Below are 24,217 nucleotides of genomic sequence, written 5' to 3'. Positions count from 1 at the left end.
TATTTGGTGGTGCGTTTTTATTTATATACTTAAATTAAATGTAGAATGATAGTAATAATAGCAACAGCAATTGCTTGCTTCATCGTAGGTGGAGTGCTCTCGTACATACTGTTCAGGTATGCTTTAAAGTCCAAATACGACAATGTCCTGAAAGAAGCAGAGACGGAAGCGGAAGTAATTAAGAAGAACAAGCTGCTGGAAGTGAAGGAGAAATTCCTGAACAAGAAAGCAGATCTTGAAAAAGAGGTAGCACTCAGAAATCAAAAGATTCAGCAAGCGGAAAATAAGCTGAAACAACGCGAAATGGTACTCGGACAGCGCCAGGAAGAAATTCAACGCAAGAAGATGGAAGCCGAAGCTGTCAAAGAGAATCTGGAAGCGCAACTTGTCATTGTAGACAAGAAAAAAGAAGAACTTGACAAACTGCAACAGCAGGAAATCGAGAAGTTGGAAGCAATCTCCGGATTGTCCGCCGAAGAGGCTAAAGAACGCCTGGTGGAATCATTGAAAGAGGAAGCTAAAACACAAGCCCAGTCCTATATCAACGACATCATGGATGATGCGAAACTGACTGCTAACAAGGAAGCGAAACGTATCGTAGTACAGTCTATCCAACGGGTAGCTACAGAAACAGCTATTGAGAATTCCGTTACAGTATTCCATATCGAGTCGGATGAAATCAAAGGACGTATTATCGGACGTGAAGGTCGCAATATCCGTGCATTGGAAGCTGCTACCGGCGTTGAAATCGTTGTTGACGATACTCCGGAAGCGATTGTTCTTTCCGCTTTCGACCCGGTTCGCCGTGAAGTAGCCCGTCTGGCTCTCCATCAGTTGGTAACCGACGGACGTATCCACCCTGCCCGTATTGAAGAGGTAGTGGCGAAAGTACGCAAACAAGTGGAAGAAGAAATTATCGAAACCGGTAAACGTACAACAATCGACTTGGGTATCCACGGTCTGCATCCTGAATTAATCCGTATTATAGGTAAGATGAAATATCGTTCTTCATACGGTCAGAACCTTTTGCAACACGCACGCGAAACTGCCAATCTTTGTGCAGTGATGGCTTCGGAGCTGGGATTGAACCCGAAGAAAGCTAAACGCGCAGGTTTGTTGCACGATATAGGTAAAGTGCCCGACGAAGAGCCGGAATTGCCGCACGCATTGCTGGGTATGAAGCTTGCGGAAAAGTATAAGGAGAAACCGGATATCTGCAACGCTATCGGTGCCCACCATGACGAAACGGAAATGACCAGTTTACTCGCTCCTATCGTACAGGTTTGTGACGCCATCTCAGGTGCACGTCCGGGTGCTCGCCGTGAAATCGTAGAGGCGTATATCAAACGTCTGAACGATCTTGAACAGTTAGCTATGTCTTATCCGGGTGTGACAAAGACGTATGCTATTCAGGCCGGTCGTGAACTTCGCGTTATCGTAGGTGCGGATAAGATTGACGACAAACAGACTGAAAACCTGTCCGGTGAAATCGCCAAGAAGATTCAGGATGAAATGACTTATCCGGGGCAAGTGAAGATCACCGTTATTCGTGAGACACGTGCGGTTAGCTTCGCTAAATAAAAAACAGAGAATAATTTCACCACAGATTACACAGATTCTCACAGATTATTCTCATTAAAAAAACAACAGTTTAATGATTAATCTGTGAGAATCTGTGTAATCTGTGGTGAGTAGTCTTATTAAACTATGAAAGAGTATCAATTCGAGGTCTGTGCCAATTCCATAGAAAGTTGCCTAGCAGCTCAGACAGGAGGTGCCAATCGGGTAGAACTATGTGCAGGTATTCCGGAAGGCGGAACTACTCCTTCTTACGGAGAAATAGCAATGGCACGTAAAGTTTTGAACACTGCTCGCCTGCACGTTATTATCCGTCCACGAGGCGGAGACTTTCTTTACTCTCCCTTAGAAACAAAGATAATGCTGGAAGATATAGAGATAGCCCGCCATTTGGGAGTGGATGGAGTGGTTTTCGGATGTCTGACGGCAAACGGAGATATTGATACTGTTGCCATGAAAGAATTGATGGAAGCTTCGCATGGATTATCCGTCACTTTCCATCGTGCTTTTGATGTCTGTCGCAATCCCGATGAAGCATTGGAACAGATTATAGAACTGGGATGCGAACGGATTCTGACCTCCGGTCAACAACCTACAGCCGAACAAGGTATTCCTCTACTCAAAAAACTACACCGTCAAGCCGCAGGAAGAATCACCTTACTCGCCGGATGTGGCGTAAATGAAAAGAACATCTCCCGCATTGCCGGAGAAACCGGAATACAGGAGTTTCATTTCTCTGCCCGCGAAAACATTCCAAGCGGGATGAAGTATAAGAATGAATCGGTATCTATGGGCGGAACCGTACATATCGACGAATACGAACGAAATGTAACTACCGTCCGGAGAGTAATGGCTACAATCCACGAATGCTCTTCATCAGTTGCTCGCCAAGACCAATAGTATACCCTTGCGAGACAAAGACTACCCGATTGAATGTGTCGGCAATAATGAATACGGAATAACTCTCTGTAAATGTATGTAATACGTTTGTAACATCCACCGTGTTCGAACCTCTTATAAAAAGTTTTTTTAAAGGATAAAGAAGATTTTTATGTTTTACAGCATATAATCCAAAAACATTTCGTACCTTTGCAGTGTTAATAAAGAAAACAAGATGTAAAACCGCTCTTCAAAACGTGGAGGGCAAAAAAGAGGAAACGAATTATGAAAAAGAATGCAAATGAAAAGATTATGATGTTACAGTACCGTATCAAACGCTATCAAGCAATGGGAAACGGCGCTATGTGCCAAACCTTGAACGGTAAACTTCAAAAACTGCTGTCACAGCAGGTAGCCATGTAAATAAACACACTAATTATATTGAAAAAAGCGAGGAACTTTCGAGTATCCTCGCTTTTTTTATACATTTGTACTCAATAAATAATAAAACACATAGATTATGAAGAAACTATTGATGTCGGTTGCAGTACTTTTATTAGCCGCAACCACCTTTGCACAAACACCCGGTTATGAATTCACAACCATCGTATCGCACAAAACGACTCCCGTCAAGGACCAGGCTTCCACCGGAACCTGCTGGTGCTTTGCCACCGCTTCTTTCATGGAATCCGAATTACTTCGTATGGGAAAGGGGGAATACGACCTCTCGGAAATGTTTATTGTCCGCCAAAAATACATGAACCAAATGGAAGACAACTACCTCCGCCGGGGCAAAGGAAACATTGGAGAAGGAAGTCTGGCACATACTTTCAAAAATGCCTATAAACAAGTGGGGATCGTACCGGAAGAAGCCTATTCCGGTCTGATCAATGGTAATACGGATCATAATCACGGAGCGTTATGCCGCTACTTCAAAGCTTTGGTCGATGCCAATATCGCTTCCAAGAAACGTACACCACAGTATTATTCACTTATTGATAATCTATTCGATACGTATCTGGGCAAACTACCGGAGAAGTTCACTTATAAAGGAAAAGAATATACACCGCAGTCTTTCACTGAAAGTCTGGGACTGAATATGGATAATTATATCGAGCTGACCAGTTTTACCCACAAACCTTATTATGAAACTTTCTCACCGGAAGTACCCGATAATTGGGAAAACCAGCCAATGTATAACCTCCCTCTGGATGAATTGATAGAAGCCATCGACTATGCACTAAACAAGGGGTATACCGTATGTTGGGATGGGGACGTCAGCGAACAAGGTTTCTCTTTTAAGAACGGAATTGCCATCAATCCGCAAGTGGAAGATATAAAAGACTACTCCACTACCGACCGTGCCCGTTTTGAAGAGATGCCTAAATATCAACGTCTGGATGAAGTTTTTAAGTTTGAACATCCTTATCCGGAAATCAAGGTAACACCGGAAATCCGCCAAGAAGGCTACGAGAAATTTGTAACGACAGATGACCATTTAATGCACATCACCGGTATTGCCAAAGACCAAAACGGCACTAAATACTATATAACTAAAAACTCTTGGGGAGCGGACGGTAATAAATTCGGGGGATATCTTAATATGTCCGAAAGCTATGTACGCGCTAAAACAATCTGCGTCATGGTACACAAAGACTCCCTGCCGAAAGAATTGAGAAAGAAACTCGGAATCAACTAAAAGATATAAGTCCTATAATTGAGATAAGGATATCCTGAAATAAAAAAAGCAACTACTTCATTGCGAATTAGTTGCTTTTTTTAGGGGGCGTAAAATAAACTGTGTCATGCTCTATTTTCCTTTCAAACTCATCGGTCGGGGAGCGGCCAGCGCCAAGGGGCGGGACCACCCGTCCCGACGAGCGTAAAATTACAATAATTTAAATCTATCTCCAAACTTTATCGCTAATTGCCCAGCGATGGCCGCCCAATTAGCAATGGGCATGGTCCATTTCTTGCGTATGTTGCGGTAAGCGAGGTAGACAAGCTTCTCAAGGGCGGTATCATTAGGGAATACGCCCTTGTTTTTTGTAACTTTCCGTACTTGGCGATGATAGCCCTCGACAGTATTGGTGGTATATATCATGCGGCGTATATCCGGTGTAAACTGGAAGTATTCAGCAAGCCTTTCCCAGTTGTCCTGCCATGACCTGATGACAATCGGATATTTCTCACCCCATTTCTCATCCAGATTAAGAAGCTCTGTTTCCGCGGCTTCCTTGCTTACAGCGCCATAGACACGTCTCAGGTCTTTCATGAACTCTTTTTGATGTTTGCTGCCGACATACTTGACGGAATTGCGTATCTGATGGACGATACAGAGTTGGACGACGGTATTGGGGAACACGCTTTGGATGGCATCGGGGAAGCCTTTCAAACCGTCGACACAAGCTATGAGGATGTCACGCACGCCACGGTTCTGTAAATCGGTCAACACATTCAGCCAGAAGTTTGCGCCCTCATTTTTAGAGATATACATGCCAAGTAAGTCCTTACGTCCTTCCTTGTCTATAGCCAGGACATTGTAGATCGCACGGCTGACGGCACAACCTCTGTCATCCATTACCTTGTAATGAATGGCGTCGAGCCAGACTATCGGATAAACCGGGTCCAGACTCCGGGAACGCCATGCCTTTATCTCCGGAAGTACACGGTCGGTGATGGAACTGATTGTCTCGGCAGATACACGGTTACCCAGATTCTCTTCCATCCAGTCGCTTATCTCACGTGTGCTGTTTCCCAAAGCATAAAGCCCGATGATGCGGTCTGCAACACCCTCGGCAAGAATGGTCTCACGCTTCTTTATAAATTGAGGCTCAAACGTGGCATTGCGGTCACGCGGAGTAGATACGGTCACTTCACCCATGGAAGTCTGTACCTGCTTCCGCATCTTTCCGTTACGACGATTGCCACTCATACGCTCTTCATCGGAGAGATGGGCATCCATCTCGCCTTCAAGGGCCGCATTTAAAATACTCTCCAATAAGGGAGCAAACGCTCCATCCTTTCCCAACAAGGGCTTACCGGCTTTTAGCTGTTCGATGGCCTTGTTCTTGATACTTTCAAAATCAAATTCTTCGCTCATAAATAAACTGTGTTTGCAAAGTTAATATTTTATTCATTCCCTTTGTTGACACAGTTTAATTTACAACCTCTTTTTTTAGGGATATTCAGTAAATGTCCTTGAAATAATCTGTGATAATTTGCGTTAATCTACGCTTTAACCACTTTTTCCTCTTATTTCTTTCTTAATGTGACATCACTGATTTCTACAACGCCACCTTTATTCTGAGCAAGAATAGCTACATAGCAGTCTTTCAAGATAGCAGCGTCATCATCCGTATCAGATACTTCCAAATTTGCATTCGCTTTCTTACTGCTGATAGCGTTCACAACTTGTCCCATATCGTAATAAACTACCACTTTCGTCCATTTGTCTGCATCCTTAATTTTGAAGTTGTACTGTGCTCCCGAAGCATTCGGTTGAGAATCAGCATCATAATCACGACGCATAAAGAAGGTGGTATTGTACTTGCCATTATCATTCTTTTCTTCATTCGTCTGCTTGATATATACACTTACCGGAGTACCGGCTTCTTTTGCTTTCGCATAAAAAGTAAGGACATAGATACCTTTCTGCAACCCGTCTGTAACACGCTGTCCCAAGAAAGCCTTGTACCAGGAAATGTTCTTTGCAGCTCCGGAGTTGTCTATCTTCATGGCATTAGGATATTTGGCATCACCCGTCTGTTCCCAAGCAATGGTAGTTGCACCGTCAGCTTCATTATTCATGATGAACCATTCACCGGCTGTCGCCTTATTCGGATTGGTCACCTTGTTCGTTACTTCTGTTGCGAATTTCTCGTTTTTAATCAGATTCTGAGCGCTTACGCTTACTCCTGCAATAGCCAAAAGGCCGGCAAATACTACTTTTTTCATCTTACTGTGATTTAATTGTTTAATACCTTTATAATTCTAAGTTCTTATTTTACTTCACTTGTTGAATGACAAACTTATAATTCCCAGTCGCTTTCTTCTCCTCTGTCTTCAGTGTGATGCGATAAATCTCCTTGCCCCAAACATTAGAAAGGCGGGGATCATCCAATTTAATAGTTTCCAGTTCTGCTTTAAACTGAGACGGATAATCCAACTCTACTTTCTGTCCTTTCACTTCAACACGCACTTTGCCGGGAGAAGGAAAGCTAACCTTTCCCCAAGTCAGGAAATTAAGTTGATTGGGAGCCAGTGCCTCATTCAACGTATAGTTGTCCGTAATCATCAGTTTACGGTCGTCCAATGCATACGAACGAATCCAACTCTTTACTTTTGCTTCTGCCGGATAAGCTGTGGCAATATCTGCAGAAAAAGTACGCTTCTTTTCATTGCAAACAGTATTGGTCGCTTTATATTGTTGACCGAATTTCTGCGGAACTCCGTTTATCATCGGTAAGTTATGATAATTGCTTTGCATTGTCCAGATAGTATAACGGTCTTTTCCGAACGTCTGCTTGGTATAGGTACCGACTCCGGCATCAATAAATACAGGAATCGTGTTTACATACAAAGAGAACGTTCCTACATCATTATGGTTATGGCTTTCGTTATTGAATCCGCCTTTGGCAGCGAGCAGCATACCATTCTTATTTTTCATGTAGCAGAATTCAGTTTCGGGATACCAGGTAACATCCGGCATATCGTGTTTCGGGGTCGCTTTTTCCAGGTCATTACAGCAAAGCAGGGATTGAAGGGAACGGAAAGCGTCATTGCCCATAGTAGCATACGGCTTTCTGCCATTCAGCAAGTAAGCTGCAAAATGCATCATTTCATCACTGCTGACCGCTTTACCGAAACGGTAAATCAACAGAGGGTCACCCCCACCCTGTGCCGAAGCATCGGCGAAGTTCACTACCCAGCCATTGCCTACGTAGGAACGGGACATATATTCACCCATCCGGCGAATCATCGGTTCATTAAACAAGGATATCTTGCCTCCTGTACCATCGGAAAGAATTTGGAGATAATCATAGAGTTTTCCGGCAGCATGTCCCCAATAAGAGGTTCCTTCTTCACAAGCGCCATCGGACTTTACGAAATTAATGAATTTATCCACTGACTTCATAGAACGATAAACGGCTTTGGCCAGCTTGTCCTTATTATTTTCCATCAAGAGGAAACATTGCAAAGCATTGGAATTACACCAAGGATTCCAGTTATTGATAATTTCCCCCGGTTGCCAGTTGAAAGCCATCCACCACATCTCATCATCATTCATATAAGGATCGAGAATACGTTCTTTGATTGCTTTACGCATTTGTAGGGATACTACAGGATTGATCTTATCGAATGGCTTACGGAAAAAATAGTGTACCCACGCCATCAAGGCTCCATACCCCCCTGAGCCCAAATCAATAATCTGTTCGCGGAAATCGGGAAGCGAACGTTTACTGCTCTGACGGGGCAAGTGTGCGGATAAAACCCATGAATTCATTTCGCAGCTCATATAAGCTCCATTGAGCAGTTGGTCGATAAAGCGTCCTTTTCCCTCCGCCAGTTCGGCAAGCATCAGGGTATTAAGTGCTCTACGATTATCGTCGTAAGGAACCTCCATCACTTTCCGGTTGCCGCTACGCTCGTATTCCAAATAAGCGGTGGCAGGAATCAGTTGCCATTTGTAGTTGAGAAGTTTTTCACCGGCTTCGATAAGACGTTGTTTGTTGGGACCCATCAGCGAATCCCAAGCGGCACGATCCGTATAAGCAGGATAAGGCACCCACGCTTGTTTCATCACTAACACATTTTTCAATGTAGATTCGTTTGCCGCTTTTTGCAGCATATTGCGTTCGGTGTAAGCATTGGCTTTGAAAGTGAAACTTCCTAAAGCGGCTACTAAAAGAACACAAAGCAAATGTTTCATTCGATTCATGGTATTTTTGTTCATTTAAGTAAGGCAAAGATAGTGTATATCTTATAAAATAAGGTGAGTAAATCATACGAACCTAATGACAAAAAAGTACATACCTCCAAAATCGTACTCATCATTGCCTTATTTTAAGTTCAATCCCAATCACTAAATTCAAAACTCAATTGTTCCCAAACGCCGTGTTGTTCATCGGCTTCCTCCTTCGGATTAGAGATGGAAAGTCCGATAAGGCGAATCGGGTGCTGTTCATATTCTACACTTTTAAGCAATTCTTTTGCAAGCGGAAGTATACGGTCCAAGGTTGTTAACTCTTGCGGCTGGGTAAGACTTCGGGTTATCTGACTAAAATCATGAAACTTGATTTTCAGCGTTAGGGTGTTTCCTTTGAAATCTTTATGGTTGAGTCGTTCGACGAGCTCCACCGCCACATGATATAGTTCGATAATCACCGATGAACGGGTAGAGATATCCCGCTCCAATGTACGTTCGCATCCGATAGATTTACGAATACGGACAGCCTCCACCGGACGTTCATCAATCCCCCGTGCACATTCGTAATAAAGAGCCCCTACCTTTCCAAAATGCGCTGTCAGCATTTCCAAAGAGCATTTCCGTAGTTGGAGCCCGTTGCGAATGCCGAGTAGATGCATTTTCTTGGCGGTCACAGGGCCTACTCCCCAAAATGATTCGATAGGGAGACGAGCGATAAAATCAAGCGCTTGTTCCGGATGAATGGTACATAATCCGTCCGGTTTGCGATAGTCTGAAGCTATTTTAGCCAGGAATTTATTATAAGAAACTCCGGCAGACGCAACGAGATTGAGCTGTTCACGAATCTTTTGCTTTATTTCTTTGGCTATGTCCACTGCCAATGAAATGCCTTTCTTATTCTCCGTCACATCCAGAAAAGCCTCATCCAAAGAAAGAGGTTCAATAATATCCGTATACTCATGGAAGATTTCATGTATCTGCCGGGAAACTGCTTTATAGACATCCATTCGCCCATGCACAAAGATCAACTGCGGGCAAAGACGTTTCGCCTTTTGGGAGGACATCGCCGAACGGACACCATAACGCCGGGCTTCATAGCTGGCAGCAGCCACAACTCCCCTCTCCTCTGCATGACCTACCGCCAAAGGCTTGCCACGAAGTTCAGGATTATCACGCTGTTCTACTGAGGCGTAAAAAGCATCCATGTCGATATGTAGAATCTTTCTATGAGTCATTTATTCAATTATTACAGCAAACTTATCAAAATATTCTTAGAAGCAAGAATTATATATAAAAAACATACGATACAAAACAAAAGATCCGACTTTACTACATTTCTGTATGTAAAATCGGATCTTTTATTTCCACCAATTCATTGACTACCAATGTTTTTTTGTGGAGCTGGAGGGAATCGAACCCTCGTCCAAACGAGGAAATCATAAGCTTTCTACATGCTTATCTTTGCCTAGATTTTCGAACAGGAACAGAACCAAAGCCATCAATTCCTGCCTTATCCTCTAAAGTTTCATCAAAAGTGCGAGGCCACTTCCAACTATCCCCGATGTAACTGCACCACTGAACCGGAACGCTTCGGAGCAACAGCTTCCGAGTGATGTCTCGTCCTGGCACCTTGTGCCTGGATTAAGCTAATCTACTATGATTCGATTAAGCAGCAAGAGCGTAATTAGTTTCGCCAGATAAAATTTTGATAACTGAGATTTAAGTGGAAATTACCGACCCACTGCATGCTTACCTACCATTTCTGCCCGCTGTCAAATCCAGTCAACCCCATGACTTTGCAACAAGCTGAAAATTCTGCTTTATTGGATGCAAAGATAGAAAATGTTTTGGTATCGTTCATCATTCTTTTGCAATTATTATCACTTTACTCCTACCTTCCCCTACCACAACCAGATATAAAAGACAAGAAACATTTTCTAAATAACGAAAAGACATTGGTGAATATTATATCAAAGCATTATCTTTACCGGGCAAATTTATTCTTAACACGAGAAAATACCATGAAGAAACTTTTACTCATTAGCCTGTTTCTAGGAAGTTGTGCTACCCTCCCTGCACAAAAAACATCCAAGATTCCTACTGTTTATAAGCCTGTCCGTACAGAAATGTACAAAAAAGGATGGATAGATTTCAATAAAAACGATATTAAAGATGTATATGAAGACCCATCCGCACCCATTGACGCACGTATAGAAGATTTACTCAGCCAGATGACACTGGAGGAGAAAACGTGCCAGATGGTAACCCTTTATGGATATAAACGGGTACTGAAGGACGACTTGCCTACACCCGAATGGAAAAACCAACTATGGAAGGACGGAATCGGTGCTATCGACGAACATCTGAATGGTTTCCAACAATGGGGACTTCCTCCATCGGACAATGAATATGTATGGCCTGCCTCCAAACACGCTTGGGCATTGAATGAAGTACAACGTTTCTTTATTGAGGAGACACGTCTCGGCATTCCGACGGATTTCACCAATGAGGGAATTCGCGGAGTGGAGAGTTACAAAGCTACCAACTTCCCCACCCAACTGGGGCTAGGCCATACCTGGAACCGCCAACTGCTCCGTCAGATAGGACTAATCACCGGACAGGAAGCTCGTATGTTGGGATATACCAATGTATATGCCCCGATACTTGATGTAGGACGGGATCAACGTTGGGGGCGTTACGAAGAAGTTTACGGAGAATCACCTTATTTAGTCGCTGAATTAGGTATCGAAATGGTAAAAGGTATGCAACATAATCATCAAGTAGCGGCTACCGGAAAACATTTTATCGCATATAGCAACAACAAAGGCGCACGTGAAGGTATGGCACGTGTCGATCCGCAGATGTCTCCACGCGAAGTAGAGATGATTCATGTCTACCCTTTCAAAAGAGTAATTCGTGAAGCCGGACTGCTCGGTGTCATGAGTTCTTACAACGACTATGACGGTTTCCCGATTCAGAGCAGTTATTATTGGCTGACCACCCGTCTGCGTGGTGATATGGGATTCCGTGGATATGTAGTATCGGACAGTGATGCGGTGGAATACCTTTACACCAAACATGGTACGGCAAAAGACATGAAAGAAGCGGTCCGCCAAAGCGTAGAAGCAGGTTTGAACATACGGTGCACATTCCGTTCACCGGATTCGTATGTACTGCCTTTAAGAGAATTGGTGAAAGAAGGTGGACTCAGCGAAGAAATTATCAATGACCGTGTACGCGATATTCTGAGAGTGAAATTCCTTGTCGGTCTGTTCGACCATCCTTATCAGACTGATTTAAAGGGCGCAGATGAGGAAGTAGAGAAAGCCTCTAATGAGGAAATAGCCTTACAGGCCTCCCGTGAGTCTATCGTGCTCTTGAAGAATGATAAGAATGTACTGCCGTTGAATGCCTCAACTATCAAAAAGATAGCAGTATGCGGTCCGAATGCTGACGAACATTCATACGCACTTACCCATTACGGTCCTTTGGCCGTTGAAGTGACATCCGTACTGAAAGGAATTCAGGAGAAACTGGGAGGGAAAGCAGAGGTTCTTTATACGAAAGGCTGCGAACTAGTAGACGCCAACTGGCCGGAATCGGAATTGATGGAGTATCCCTTGAGCGAGAACGAACAAGAAGAAATAGAGAAAGCCGTCAGCCAGACAAAGCAGGCAGATGTAGCAGTGGTCGTGTTGGGCGGTGGACAACGTACCTGCGGAGAGAACAAATCCCGCAGCAGTCTTGCTCTTCCCGGTCGTCAGCTTGATTTGTTGAAAGCTGTAGTTGCTACCGGCAAACCTGTTGTACTAGTGCTAATCAACGGACGTCCGCTTTCCATCAACTGGGCGGATAAATTCGTACCTGCCATTCTCGAAGCCTGGTATCCTGGATCGAAAGGTGGAAAAGCGGTAGCAGACGTACTTTTCGGAGATTATAATCCGGGCGGCAAACTGACTGTTACTTTCCCAAAAACAGTGGGACAGATACCTTTCAACTTCCCTTGCAAGCCTTCCTCTCAAATTGACGGCGGCAAGAATCCGGGATTGAACGGTAATATGTCACGCGTCAACGGTGCTCTATATCCTTTTGGCTTCGGATTAAGCTATACTACTTTCGAATATTCCGATTTGAAAATATCTCCAGCCATCATCACTCCTAATCAAAAGACGTATGTCACTTGTAAAGTGACGAATACCGGCAAACGGGCAGGAGACGAAGTTGTCCAACTCTACGTACGTGATGTACTAAGCAGTGTCACAACATACGAAAAGAATCTGGCAGGGTTCGAACGGGTACATCTGAAACCGGGAGAAACAAAAGAAATTACGTTTCCAATAGACCGTAAAGCATTGGAACTGCTGAATGCCGATATGCACTGGGTGGTAGAGCCGGGAGAATTTACGCTAATGATAGGAGCCTCCTCTACGGATATCCGACTAAATGGAACATTAACCGTCTCCGGATATGGTGACAATGTAATATCCAAAAACACAAAAGATGATTCGCCTATCAGTGCAAGTACCAATCAAGGAACTGTCAATCATGTTATTGATAATGACTTATCCACTTTCTGGGAAGGAAATAAAGGAGATTACATTACTTTCGCTTTAGAGAATGAAGCCAAGATAAACAGTATATCTATTACTTTCAACCGTGAAAACAAAGTAAGTACCGATTTCGAGATTCAATTATCCAGTGGCGGAGGGCAATTCCTTACTGTATACTCCGGAACAATCGACACTTACAGCCGACCACTCACTTTTAACTTTAAAGAAACAATTGCCAGTGATTTACGTATCGTATTGGGCAGTGACCGGGTGGGAATAGCAGAAGTAAAATTACCTCAACTCAGAAAAAACTGATTAAGTTATCGACTATCAGGAATCCACTCGGAAAATGCTATTGTCACTTTCCGAAGTGAATTCCTGATAACGATTTATGAATTATTATTAAAACAACAATTCTATCTTCTCCACAATTACCCCTTTATTCTTCTGATTACTTGTGTCATACAATTCATTCCGGAGTGAAACCTGAACAAATTCCGCAATCGTCCAATCCAAAGGAATAGTATATGTTTGCATAGAAGCCGGATACCAATAAGAATTTACTCCCGGCCAATCTTGGGGCAACATAGCAGCTTTTGTCGGAACAAGAGAAGAAACAGGTATTAATATATCAGATACTTCTTGCCCCAGTTGAAATACAGCGCCATATCCTCTGCCATCTTTATCTACAACATTACAAATAGCCTTATCAGTACCATTCAACCCATAAGCTCGAACTTTGATAAATGAGGGAGATACTTTACTCATATCACGACAAGCAATCTTATCACCGATAAAATGAGAAAATGTCGCATCACAAGGAGTCACATATGTATCATTTTTCCCTAAATCTGTAACAGAGAGTTGAAATGCAGGAATCAATTCTTCACCACAAGAGACTGATCTGAACGTCGTTTCCGGACTTAAATAGGTACGCGAGTATCGTATACGCTTCCAGCTATCCTGCTCTCCCAAAAGTGATAAAGGTGTAGTGGGAGACACTAGACGAAACGCATAAGTATCCTGTTCGTAATAATCCCACCTATCCGGTAAACAATCTGTTTTTGCCGGAAAAAGCAACGTTTCATCACCGGTTTCTACTGCATAATGATACCGGTAACTATCTTTCTCAAGCCAATTCAAGTCTACTTGCGCCTCATAATAAAATCCGTCTTTCGCCATCATCGGAATACGTTTACAGCCCCACGGATTCAACATCAGATAAAGAGATACCTCTTTGGGGTGCTCATCTCCAAACACTTCGCATCTGAATGTCATCGGTTGTCCCGATACAAACTCCGTTGCAGTCCGATTAGCGACTTCCCATTTCTTCATCGGCTCCTGATACAAATCCTTTGCCGGAAGCTCTTCTTTACTTATCAGTTTTCCCGCTGATAATTTATATTTCCCGGGTAAAACGGTCAGTACCGTATCTAGTCCCGGTAATTTTATCCTCATTGTACGACTATTACAACCGGCTTTTCTCACCATCCGATTAGGATTAACCATCTTAAAAGGATCATCCAGTTCCATAATGTCAGGATACACTTCCAACAACCAAGTAGTATCCGATTGTTTATCCAGAAAATAAATACCGGTTCCGGAATAATTTACCACAGGAGAAGAACCGACGCCGGCAATATGAGCTAACGATTGTAAGTTCTTCGGGCGGGTAGTTGTCGTATTGGAATAATAAAACATATCATCCGCATTCAACTCACTCAACCGCTCGTCATAACTTACCCGAAAATCACCAAAAACATTATTCTCCGGATAGTAGCCGAAATGCTTGCCACGAGGAATACGGCGCATCACTTCAGCCGCAATCATTCCACTGACTGCTTTCGAGGGGGTGTATACCATATTGAAATATTGGGTCTGCCATCCTAGATTTGTCGGAGCCGTGCGCAACATATCATACGAGAACATCGTAGCAAACTGAATACCTCCCCGACGGAACTCACGCACCATAGCCGGATACATATATCCTAAAGAATTATCAGTAGAATCAAATTCATAAACGATCTTCGCTTTACCTTTCAATTCCGGATCCATCATCTGTTCATAACGGTCAACAAACAACAAACCGTTTCCTTGAAGACTATAACCATTATTCAATGCTCCGGGATACCATGCATGTGTAGAACCTTGCACTTTTGATTTCCGTATAGCAGGAGCCACTCCGAAGTTCTGACTCACATTATAAAAGGTTAGTTTTTTACATCCCGTACTCCTCACAGCCTTATACAGACGGTTGATATAGTTCACCATTCCGGGTATGTCATCCGGAAACTGACTCGGCTCGTTTATAAACTCTACAAACAAGATATTCGGCTCATCTTTCAAACAACGTCCCGTATAAGGATTGCGGTGTTGGAGTATTTGTTTCAAATAGTTCTCCTGCACCCGGATAGCTTTCTCATCGTGAGTAAGCGTATTTTTAGGATAATATTTAGCAAAACCCGTATTGGTTGTATCAGTCATTTCAGGCCACTGCGAATTATAAGTAACAATTGGACTCAACAACATATAAATATTCCGTTTGTCAGCCTCAGCAATCAAACAGTCCAATAAATCCAAATGCTCGTTTTCCAGCAAATTTCCGTCGCGGTCGGTATTCTGAAAATCTCCCCAGAAGCATAAGCGCAGAGCATCCCAGTTCATTCGTTTGAAATGATCCATATCTTCCGCAATCATTTGCTTGCGATCACCTCTCATGTAAGCTGCCGCACGGAAATCACAAGCGGAAGGCAAGCAATAGTTGGCCCCGAATAAAGAGACCTCCTGTTTATTTTTCTTCCAGCGAATAGTTCCCGCCGCATCAGTGTATACCAATTCCTGTGCTTGCAGAACTGCCGTAAACGCAAGAAATAAATTGATTATTATAAATCGATACATCTTTGTCAGAATTTGAGCGTTGTTATATATTCAGGAATAATCTCTACATTGTTAACTGTGCAAACCGAACCTTTTGAGAAATCGGGAATTGCTTCTTTGGGCAAATCTATCAGAAATGGAGCGTCAGAGCGCAGAGGGCGGAAATAGAAACCTAGCTCCTCTTTCTTCATTTGTTCGGTAAAACGTTTCAAACCTATTGTCCACGGCGCACCATGATAGAAATGATCAAGAACCATTTTACCATTTATAAATGCCATCGCTACATCTCCTGTATAGTTCAGACGAAGGAAATACTCCTGTACTTGTGGAAACTCTCCATTATCCTCGAAACGTACCGTCAGACGACGCGCCCCCACCTTTTTGAAAGAAAATTCCGGTTTTACTGTTCCAACCTCAATAGTTTGCGTCTTAAACCCCTGTTTGGAAGGATAGAGTATATAATCGAATGCAGGATTGCCAAGACTTAATAACTGTACTCTTTCCTTATCCGGAAGAACTGTCGCTTTGGTAATCAGCAGCTTTCCGTTCACCTTACAACTATTCAAAGCCTGCTCGCGAGTCAAGGTTGTGATTTTCACTGTTTTGCCACTTCTTGTTTTAATACTGAAAGTGCTCTTTATGCCGGGAAGTGGTGTAAATACATTTGTGCCACGCACAGTTGCCTTATCAAATACATATTCGGTATTCATACCATCAGGAGTGAAAAAGAAATAATGTTCTTTACCGTTATCATCTATCTTCATCAACAGTTGGGCGGTAGCGTATTTCAGCACAGCATCTCCCATTGGGAAATTGAATGGCAATATAACACTTTCATCTTTCGGTAGAGTAAATGTTCCTTTGGCGGGAATTTGCAATGTTTCATTCGTCAAATTGAGACGAAGTTGCAAATTCTTTTGGTCGATCCGCCCGGTATCATGATCTTGAAAGTTAACCATAAAGATAAAGCCTGAATCATCTTTCATACGGGCGGCATAGCGCAAAGTTTCACGGTTACCGGGAGTCATCTTTTTATAATCTTCAGGAAGAACTGTTTCCATCGGAGCCAAACGTTCGGCAAAGTCCGCAAGGAAAGAATGCAGCAAACGAAGTGTACGATAGGATTCGTGCTCCAACCCAAACTCACCTAATGGCGCTTGATAGTCATAAGAAATTTTAGGCATACCCATCGGCTCATCATTGAACGAGGTTATACCGCCTGCCATTCTCGGTGTAGAACCACCATGATACATATAGTAACCAATGCAATTAGCACCACTACCCAATGTGCGTACCATCAAGGCTTCGGCAGCTTTTGCCGTGACAATGGGACGACGTTTGTAAATCATCTGCATGCCAGCTCCCATCTCCGCACAGAAAGAAGGAAATTTGTCGGTATCGTAACGCACCGGAGCATAATCGGGATTCCTTTGGATATCCTTAAACATACAGAAAGGAGACATTTCCGGTTCCGCCCAAAACGGATAGGTATAAGCAGCGGTCACAGGAATAGCTTCATTACCGATAACAGCAGCGTTTCCCCACCCCGTAGCTGTATAGATAGGAGTAATAATACCCGCTTCTTCCGCCATCTTTTTTAGTGTTTTCATGTGAAGATCACCCTGTTCGGCAGTAGTAATCTGTTTATCCTGCACGCTTACTCCAATCATCGTAATCGAAGAATCATAAGTAGCGGTAGTCATATCCATCGGTTCACCCGGATAATTTACGCCCCACGGAGCAGCCGAATGTTGATGCTCATTTTCTATCTGCGTACCAATGATCGGACCACCATCTTTGTAGTAAAGTCCCTCAAGCTGTTTAGCTATCTCTCCATAAAGACGTTTGGCGTAGAAGAGGTAGTTCTCGTCATTCGAACGGACTTCCAATGGCTTGGCAAAAAGCCAATCGGGTAGAGCACCGTTGCGTATCTCACCGTGTCCGAAAGGACCGATACGAACAATGACATTCATACCGTGTTTTTTACATAGTTCAAAGAACTTGCGTATATTAAGATTGCCGCTCCAGTTGAATACACCTTCCTGTTCTTCATGAAGACTCCAGAAAACATAGGTCGGAAGGACGTTGACACCTCCCGCTTTCATCTTAAGAATCTCTTCTTCCCATTGTTCGTGCGGATAACGGCTATAATGGAACTCGCCCGTCACCGGGATTACCGGTTTTCCATCAATAGACATATAATAGCTATTCACATCAATGCTTCCACCTGAGGGGCTGGTTCCCCCCATCTTCAAATGACCTGTGTAAATAGTCTTCTCTTTTGCCGGTGCCGAAAGCTCATATACTTGCTGAGCCATACTTATTGTAGTAATAGCACAAAGTGCTGATGTTATTATAATATTCTTCATAAGTTTAAATCTTTCAATCTATTTGTCATTTACAATCATCTGTCATAGTTATTTTGCTTGATAGCCCCTTTGGACTCATCTATGAAACTCTGGGGAATCCAAAAACGGTTGTGTCCGTCGTGCACATTGAAATAGCCACGTCCTTCCTGTTTATTGATAGTATCAATACGCTTATTGGCATATTCCACATACTTACCAAAGCGGATAAGATCCTGGCGGCGAAGCCCCTCAAGATAAAATTCATGTCCGCGTTCCAAAAGCAAAGCCTCATTGAACGCTTCTGCTGAAGCAGTCTCCGAATCATCCAAAGCAAGCAATCCGGCACGGTTACGAACACGATTCACCAGACCGATGGCTTCTGTAGTCGGTCTGCCTTCATTACGGTTGATACATTCGGCAAGTGTAAGCAGCACATCCGAGTAACGATAGATCACTACATCAATGCCACTCTGACCATCTTTCATGTCGGGGTCTTTCCCATATTTAAGAGGTAATGCGCCTTTGGCCAACTGCGCACTATTCGTACGGTCTATCTTTTCACCTTTCTTATTAGTATATGTCGTTATCACATTCTTCAAACGCTTATCACCGGCTTCAAACGTATCATAAAAGTCCCAAGGCATTACATAACCGCCCCATCCGGTCGCTTTCTCCGACCAGGGATAATCGGCCGGAAGCACTTCGGCTGTCATATAGTTCGAATACCAACTGGCAGTACTGTTGCAGGCTAGTTGCAGAATCACTTCATTATTGCCTATTCCTTCTTTCGAGAAAATATAGTTATAATCGGTCTGCAAACCATATACACGTCCTTCCATCTCCATCAGTTCCCGCGCCAAAGTTTCCGCTTTATCAAAATACCCCTTTATCATATAATACTTCAACAAAATCATGCGTGCGGCACCTTTTGTCATACGTCCACGAGCATCGGGTATTTCAGGCAGATCACGGATAGCATCCCGCAAATCTGCTTCCATCATTGCATCATACTCTTCTTCTGTCAGTCGCGGCAGATAAACAAATGTCTGGGGATCATCCAAGACTTCATCCGAAGCTACAGGTACAGGCCCGAACATATCATAAAGATAAAGCCCCATCCATCCACGCAGCGCCTTTGCCTCACCCGAATAAAGTGATTTAGCCTCTTCACTTACCGGAGAAGCTTCGATGCGGCGAATCGTATTCCGTGCTTTCGAAAGATAATTATACCGTTCAAAATTTGAATAAGCATGGTTCTGTATATCTCCACCCACAGTTGCGTACCATTGTTGGAAATAAAGTTCATCCGATTCCCATGCCCAACAAGACCAAAGCACGTCAGTAGTCATATCCCCTATTATCTGATAACCGGAATAGTCCGCCGAATAAACAGACTTGAAATCACCGGGATTAAAATCATAATAAAGCGAATTAACAGCCAGCTTCAGGTCGGTTTCTGTCTTGAAAAAGTTATCAGGAGAGATTTCCGTATAATCCAGTCGTTCCAGTTCACAAGAAGTCACGGACAACATCAACAAAGTTGCAGCGATATATTTTATTGTTTTCATACTCATCATATATTAGAATTTCACATCCAAGCCAATAGCAAATGAAGCCTGATTAGGGTAAGCCCCGATACCGTTTCCCGTTTCAGGGTCCATCCCTTTATAAGGAGTAAATATAGCAAGATTACGTCCTGCGGCATACACCCGGACCGAACGAATCTTATTCTTAAAGCACTGTGCAGGGAAGGTATAGCCAACAGACACATTATCCAAACGCAGATACCAAGCCTTCTCCAAGAAAAAGTCACTCTTGCTAGGATTGACTCCCGAAGAAGCTTCGGCTACACCCGGCATCGTTCCGGAGGGATTAGCAGGAGACCAACGGTTTTTCACCTCATCCAATACATTAACTCCGTACGTGATATCCTCAATTCCATAGATAGACTGCAACTTGATATCGTTCACTTTCCATCCATTCAACGAACCGTACAGATAAATATTCGCATCCCAGTTCTTCCACCGGAAAGTATTGTTAATACTAAAAGGAATCGGAGTGTTATTCGCCAATACCACCATATCAGCATCATCCAGAATACCGTCTTCTCCCGCAATGCGAATATAACGGCCTTCACCATCACGCATTTTCTCATCATTTTCATCGAGTTGGTAACCATATAAGTCCTGATACAAGATGGCACCGGCACCGGATTTCTGTAAATGTTTGTAAGACTTATCCATTTGAATTAGACCATTGGTCTTATATCCATAAACATTTCCCCAATCTTCCACGTAATCTTGATAGACGGCGGGAATGAAATCCGGATCACGCTTAGTAGTATGATTACGATAATATGAGAAGTTCAAATCTGTAGTCCAACCAAACTTCTTATTATCAAAGTTCACACTGTGAATACCTACATCAATACCACGAGAACGATAGACCGTTGCTGAATTATAATCAATTGTCTTTACCTCATGATAGGACATCAAGTCTTTAGACATAATGACATCTTTACGTAAACGCTGATACAGATCGACCGAGCCGGACAGACGATTATTAAAGAAACCGAAATCAATACCGAAGTTATAATCAGTCAGTGTCTCCCACTTCAATTTTTCATTTCCTATCTTGGAAATAGCCATTCCGTTTACCAAACTTCCATTCGGTGCAAAAGCTCCTTGCGAAACGGAATAATAGGTATTGATTCCTGTCAAGTTACCGGCGTTACCGGTCTGCCCCACGCCGACACGAAGTTTCAAGTTACTCAGCCAACCGATATTCTTCATCCAATTTTCTTCATTCATGCGCCAAGCCGCAGATACTCCGGGAAAAGCTCCCCATTGATGTTCTTTCGAAAAATTGGATGAACCATCTACACGGAGATTGACAGTCAGAATATATTTGGAAGCCAACGAATAGTTCAGACGTGCCAGGAAAGACGCCATCTCATTAGCACCTTTATACGAACTGATAGTAGGTTTCTCTTGTTCACTCGTTCCGATATTGTTCATTTGAGAACCGTCATAAGGAAACTGGGAAGCTACAATCCCCATCCCTTCCCAAGACGATTTCTTATATTCGAAACCTGCCATAAGATTTATATCATGAATTTCATTGAAGACTTTCGTATAGTTGGCAATGGCATTAAACAGATTCATTTGAGATTTCGCATTCTGCTTGGAAGCCTGACCGTCCATGCTATATCCTTTCTTTGTGGTAGTAGGGATGTATTGGTCAGCCTGAACATCTTTCATATCAAAACCGACAGTGGCTTTCAACAACAAATCTTTGATAGGTCTGAATTCCAAATAACCACTGACAAAGAGGTCACGACTAACCGTCTGATCGGTAATATCCAATAATGAGACCGGATTGGGATAAATATCACGAATCGGATTCACGGAATATTTACCTTCTTCATCATATACCGGCACAGTAGGAATAAATGTCATGGCCGAATAGATCAAAGCCGAATTATCCTGACGTTCATTTCCCAACGGCACATCGTGATACTTGATTTGTGAGAAAGTAGAATTAATTCCGGCTTTCAGCATACGGTTAATAGTCTGATCCACATTCAAGCGTCCTGTGATACGGTTCATAGAATTGTTTTTCGCAATTCCCTGATGATCGTAATAACTCAAGGAGAACAGATATTTCGTAGCCTCCGTACCCGCGGAAACAGAAAGGTTGTGTTCATTCACAATTCCCACACGAGTTACCTCATCCATCCAATCCGTTCCGTCTCCTACAAAGTTGGCTATTTGTCCATCGGTATACTTCTTTTCATCTCCGCGCCCCAGTTCATCAAACACTTTATTCTGTTCAATCATGAAATCACGTGCTTTCAGAAAATTCGGTTTGTCTTTCATGTACTGGAAAGCCACCGAACCCGAATAAGAAATATCCGGTTTACCGGTTTTTCCACGTTTGGTAGTAATCAGTATCACACCTCCCGAAGCATCTGAACCGTAGATAGCAGCAGCCGAAGCATCCTTCAAGATATCTATAGTTTCGATATCATTCGGGTTTAAATTTATCAGACCATTGTCTTTTTCACCACCACTATAAGCAGTACCTGCCGTTACTGTTTTAGAAGAAACCTGAGGAACTCCATCAATCACAATCAACGGGTTTTGCCCGGAAAGGCCGCCGCGGATCGAAATATTCATCGACGCACCCGGATTTGCACTATTCTGCGTTATATTCATACCCGACGAACGTCCACGCAACATAGAGCCAACCGAAGCGGACGCGGCGGTCGGTAATTCATCGGCTTTTACAGAAGCTACCGCACCGGAGATACTGCTCTTTTTAGCAGTACCGTAACCGACTACGACAATCTCGTCCAACGTTTTATTATCTTCTTTCAAAATAAATTCCATCGTAGTAGTCGCTTTCTTTTCTTGGGAAACATAACCAATATAAGAAACAGTTATCACTGCTCCCGAAGGTACATCCGAAAGATTAAAATGCCCATCCAAATCAGTGATAGAGCCATTGGTAGTTCCTTTAACAACCACACTTGCACCGATGATAGCTTCACCGACCGGGTCTTTTACAACTCCTTTCACATGAATCGAGTTCTGTGCCATCAGTGAAACAGCCAGCAACAGGAAGGATAAAAGCAATCCCGCCTTTTTACTTATTGAATATATTGTTTTCATACCTATTTCGTTTTATTCGGTTATTTTCTTGATTGTAGCCCAAAGAATAGCAGTATCAAAAGTGATTTGTACCTCTCCGTCATAATCGCTCGTATAACTGCATACAGCTCCACCTGCATTTGTGGTGTCTTCCCACCAACCGCACCCCTCATCACTAGTCCAATAACGAAGAATATATCCCCAATCAGACACACAAGCCGCATAATATTGGCGTGTAGCAGTATAACCGCCAATTTGATTCAAAGTACAAGTATAACGATAACCATCACGTGCCATTTCTGTAGCAGACGTACCCCAATCTGCAAAATCACTGAAGCCACAACCGGATATAGTAAGCGAACCCGTATAAGGAGTTGTTGAAAATTCTAGTTTCCATACACTGTAAGTATGTGCCTGCAGGTCAATCCACACACCGTAATAACCGGGTTCAGCAATCGTGACAGGCACTACATAACCGTTTTTATTCATAAGCTTCGAATTGACATAAGGACTCACACCAAAAAGGTCACCGTTCATTGTCTTCCCGGAAGTAAAGAAAACCTGAAAATCTTCCTTATCAGCATAAAATTTCCCCTCATATTGATATTCTCCCTTGTGAATCATCGGAGCATAGTAACCATCTAAATAATCCTCTGCTTTCTCTGAAGCATTGACTACCCACATCACAGGATAATCTTCAAACGGATCTTCTTCCTCCGCCAACATGACAACTACCGTAGTATTGACAATAGTTTCATTTCCTCCTGCATCAGTAACAGTCAAAGTAACAGGAAACTCTCCAGTAGTAAAGTCAATGGTACGTTTCAGTTCTCCACTGCGACCGCTAACTGCTACAGTTTCATCTATTTGCATATCCGGTATTTGCATACGAACACTTTTTAAATCGCGATCGTCCGTAAATTTCAAATTCAGGTTCCAACTACCTTTATTCGTAGCCGTATTAAAGTCCACCGCTATTCGAGACGGAAGCTGTGTTTGCATGACCGGACTTTCCATATCCGCAATATAAGTTAATAACACATTCTTCTTTGTTTCCCATCCGTTCACATCACAGATTGTTATTAACAGATTCTCTTCAAAAGCAGCAGTCTTCGGTACAACCAGCCGATAATCATAATTAAAGACCTTGGGTTTCTGACCATTCAAGTCGTAAACTTTATGTATTCCCCAGCCTTCGCAACTCAATGTAATGCTTGCCAATCCGGCATAGTTAGAAGCTGTTCCCGATACAAGTACCGTGTCACCGGGAAATGTTTCTATTTCTTCACTTGCCACATAAAGACCGGGAGCCACATCCTCCTTATCATCATCACAGCCAACAGCAAAGCAAATGAGCGTCAGCAACAGATATAGTTTTCCGATTGTTATTAAAACGTTCTTCAT

14 protein-coding genes and 1 other RNA gene are annotated in these 24,217 nt (G+C 43.0%); 5 read left to right on the top strand and 10 right to left on the bottom strand.

The features are described from left to right. Positions 1 to 45 precede the first annotated feature (45 nt). The 4 genes from rny (at position 46) to ACNOGP_RS09680 (ending at position 4,156) form a co-directional block, all read left to right on the top strand. Complete coding sequence (gene rny / locus ACNOGP_RS09695) at positions 46 to 1,581, top strand: ribonuclease Y (protein ID WP_007750606.1); 1,536 nt, start codon at positions 46 to 48, stop codon at positions 1,579 to 1,581. A 126-nt stretch (positions 1,582 to 1,707) separates the two neighbouring features. Continuing rightward, the gene (locus ACNOGP_RS09690) at positions 1,708 to 2,478 is read left to right on the top strand and encodes a copper homeostasis protein CutC (RefSeq protein ID WP_418214674.1); all 771 of its coding nucleotides are present in this window, start codon (positions 1,708 to 1,710) and stop codon (positions 2,476 to 2,478) included. A gap of 264 nt (positions 2,479 to 2,742) precedes the next feature. Next, entirely contained in the window at positions 2,743 to 2,880 is a 138-nt protein-coding gene (locus ACNOGP_RS09685; protein ID WP_004301914.1) for a hypothetical protein, read from the top strand. Positions 2,881 to 2,977: 97 nt separating this feature from the next. Then, positions 2,978 to 4,156 (top strand): aminopeptidase C, encoded by a 1,179-nt coding sequence (locus tag ACNOGP_RS09680; protein ID WP_007765440.1) that lies wholly within the window; start codon positions 2,978 to 2,980, stop codon positions 4,154 to 4,156. A gap of 189 nt (positions 4,157 to 4,345) precedes the next feature. Here ACNOGP_RS09680 and ACNOGP_RS09675 read toward each other — a convergent pair whose 3' ends face one another. The 5 genes from ACNOGP_RS09675 to ssrA all read right to left on the bottom strand — a co-directional run bounded on the left by ACNOGP_RS09675 (position 4,346) and on the right by ssrA (position 10,176). Continuing rightward, on the bottom strand, positions 4,346 to 5,560 hold the full coding sequence (locus ACNOGP_RS09675; RefSeq protein ID WP_121765586.1) for an IS256 family transposase: 1,215 nt from the start codon (positions 5,558 to 5,560) through the stop codon (positions 4,346 to 4,348). A gap of 152 nt (positions 5,561 to 5,712) precedes the next feature. Further along, positions 5,713 to 6,414 (bottom strand): DUF4627 domain-containing protein, encoded by a 702-nt coding sequence (locus ACNOGP_RS09670; RefSeq protein ID WP_418214673.1) that lies wholly within the window; start codon positions 6,412 to 6,414, stop codon positions 5,713 to 5,715. Positions 6,415 to 6,463: 49 nt separating this feature from the next. Continuing rightward, positions 6,464 to 8,398, bottom strand: coding sequence for a heparinase II/III domain-containing protein (locus tag ACNOGP_RS09665; RefSeq protein ID WP_418214672.1), 1,935 nt, complete (start codon positions 8,396 to 8,398; stop codon positions 6,464 to 6,466). Positions 8,399 to 8,529: 131 nt separating this feature from the next. Beyond that, positions 8,530 to 9,621, bottom strand: a complete 1,092-nt coding sequence (gene dinB / locus ACNOGP_RS09660) for a DNA polymerase IV (protein ID WP_418214671.1) — start codon at positions 9,619 to 9,621, stop codon at positions 8,530 to 8,532. A 158-nt stretch (positions 9,622 to 9,779) separates the two neighbouring features. After that, positions 9,780 to 10,176: a transfer-messenger RNA gene (gene ssrA / locus ACNOGP_RS09655) on the bottom strand. Positions 10,177 to 10,407: 231 nt separating this feature from the next. Here ssrA and ACNOGP_RS09650 point away from each other — a divergent pair. Then, positions 10,408 to 13,251 (top strand): glycoside hydrolase family 3 N-terminal domain-containing protein, encoded by a 2,844-nt coding sequence (locus ACNOGP_RS09650; protein WP_418214670.1) that lies wholly within the window; start codon positions 10,408 to 10,410, stop codon positions 13,249 to 13,251. An 87-nt stretch (positions 13,252 to 13,338) separates the two neighbouring features. Here ACNOGP_RS09650 and ACNOGP_RS09645 read toward each other — a convergent pair whose 3' ends face one another. From ACNOGP_RS09645 to ACNOGP_RS09625, 5 genes are read right to left on the bottom strand one after another with little or no spacing between them, the layout of a single operon-like run. Next, complete coding sequence (locus ACNOGP_RS09645) at positions 13,339 to 15,834, bottom strand: hypothetical protein (protein WP_418214669.1); 2,496 nt, start codon at positions 15,832 to 15,834, stop codon at positions 13,339 to 13,341. 5 nt (positions 15,835 to 15,839) lie between these two features. Next, positions 15,840 to 18,182 carry a beta-galactosidase gene (locus ACNOGP_RS09640; RefSeq protein ID WP_418214668.1) on the bottom strand — a complete coding sequence of 781 codons (2,343 nt, stop codon included), beginning with the start codon at positions 18,180 to 18,182 and terminating at the stop codon, positions 15,840 to 15,842. Between the two features lie 35 nt (positions 18,183 to 18,217). Next, the gene (locus tag ACNOGP_RS09635) at positions 18,218 to 19,729 is read right to left on the bottom strand and encodes a RagB/SusD family nutrient uptake outer membrane protein (protein WP_418214667.1); all 1,512 of its coding nucleotides are present in this window, start codon (positions 19,727 to 19,729) and stop codon (positions 18,218 to 18,220) included. Positions 19,730 to 19,741: 12 nt separating this feature from the next. After that, positions 19,742 to 22,834: a SusC/RagA family TonB-linked outer membrane protein gene (locus ACNOGP_RS09630; protein ID WP_418214666.1), complete on the bottom strand. Its 3,093-nt coding sequence runs from the start codon at positions 22,832 to 22,834 to the stop codon at positions 19,742 to 19,744. 12 nt (positions 22,835 to 22,846) lie between these two features. Continuing rightward, the gene (locus ACNOGP_RS09625) at positions 22,847 to 24,217 is read right to left on the bottom strand and encodes a hypothetical protein (protein WP_418214665.1); all 1,371 of its coding nucleotides are present in this window, start codon (positions 24,215 to 24,217) and stop codon (positions 22,847 to 22,849) included.

Origin of the sequence: Bacteroides difficilis, from assembly GCF_048319815.1 — a bacterium.
In the GTDB taxonomy this organism is placed as follows: domain Bacteria; phylum Bacteroidota; class Bacteroidia; order Bacteroidales; family Bacteroidaceae; genus Bacteroides; species Bacteroides zhangwenhongii.
This window is presented reverse-complemented; position numbering and strand designations above follow the sequence as displayed.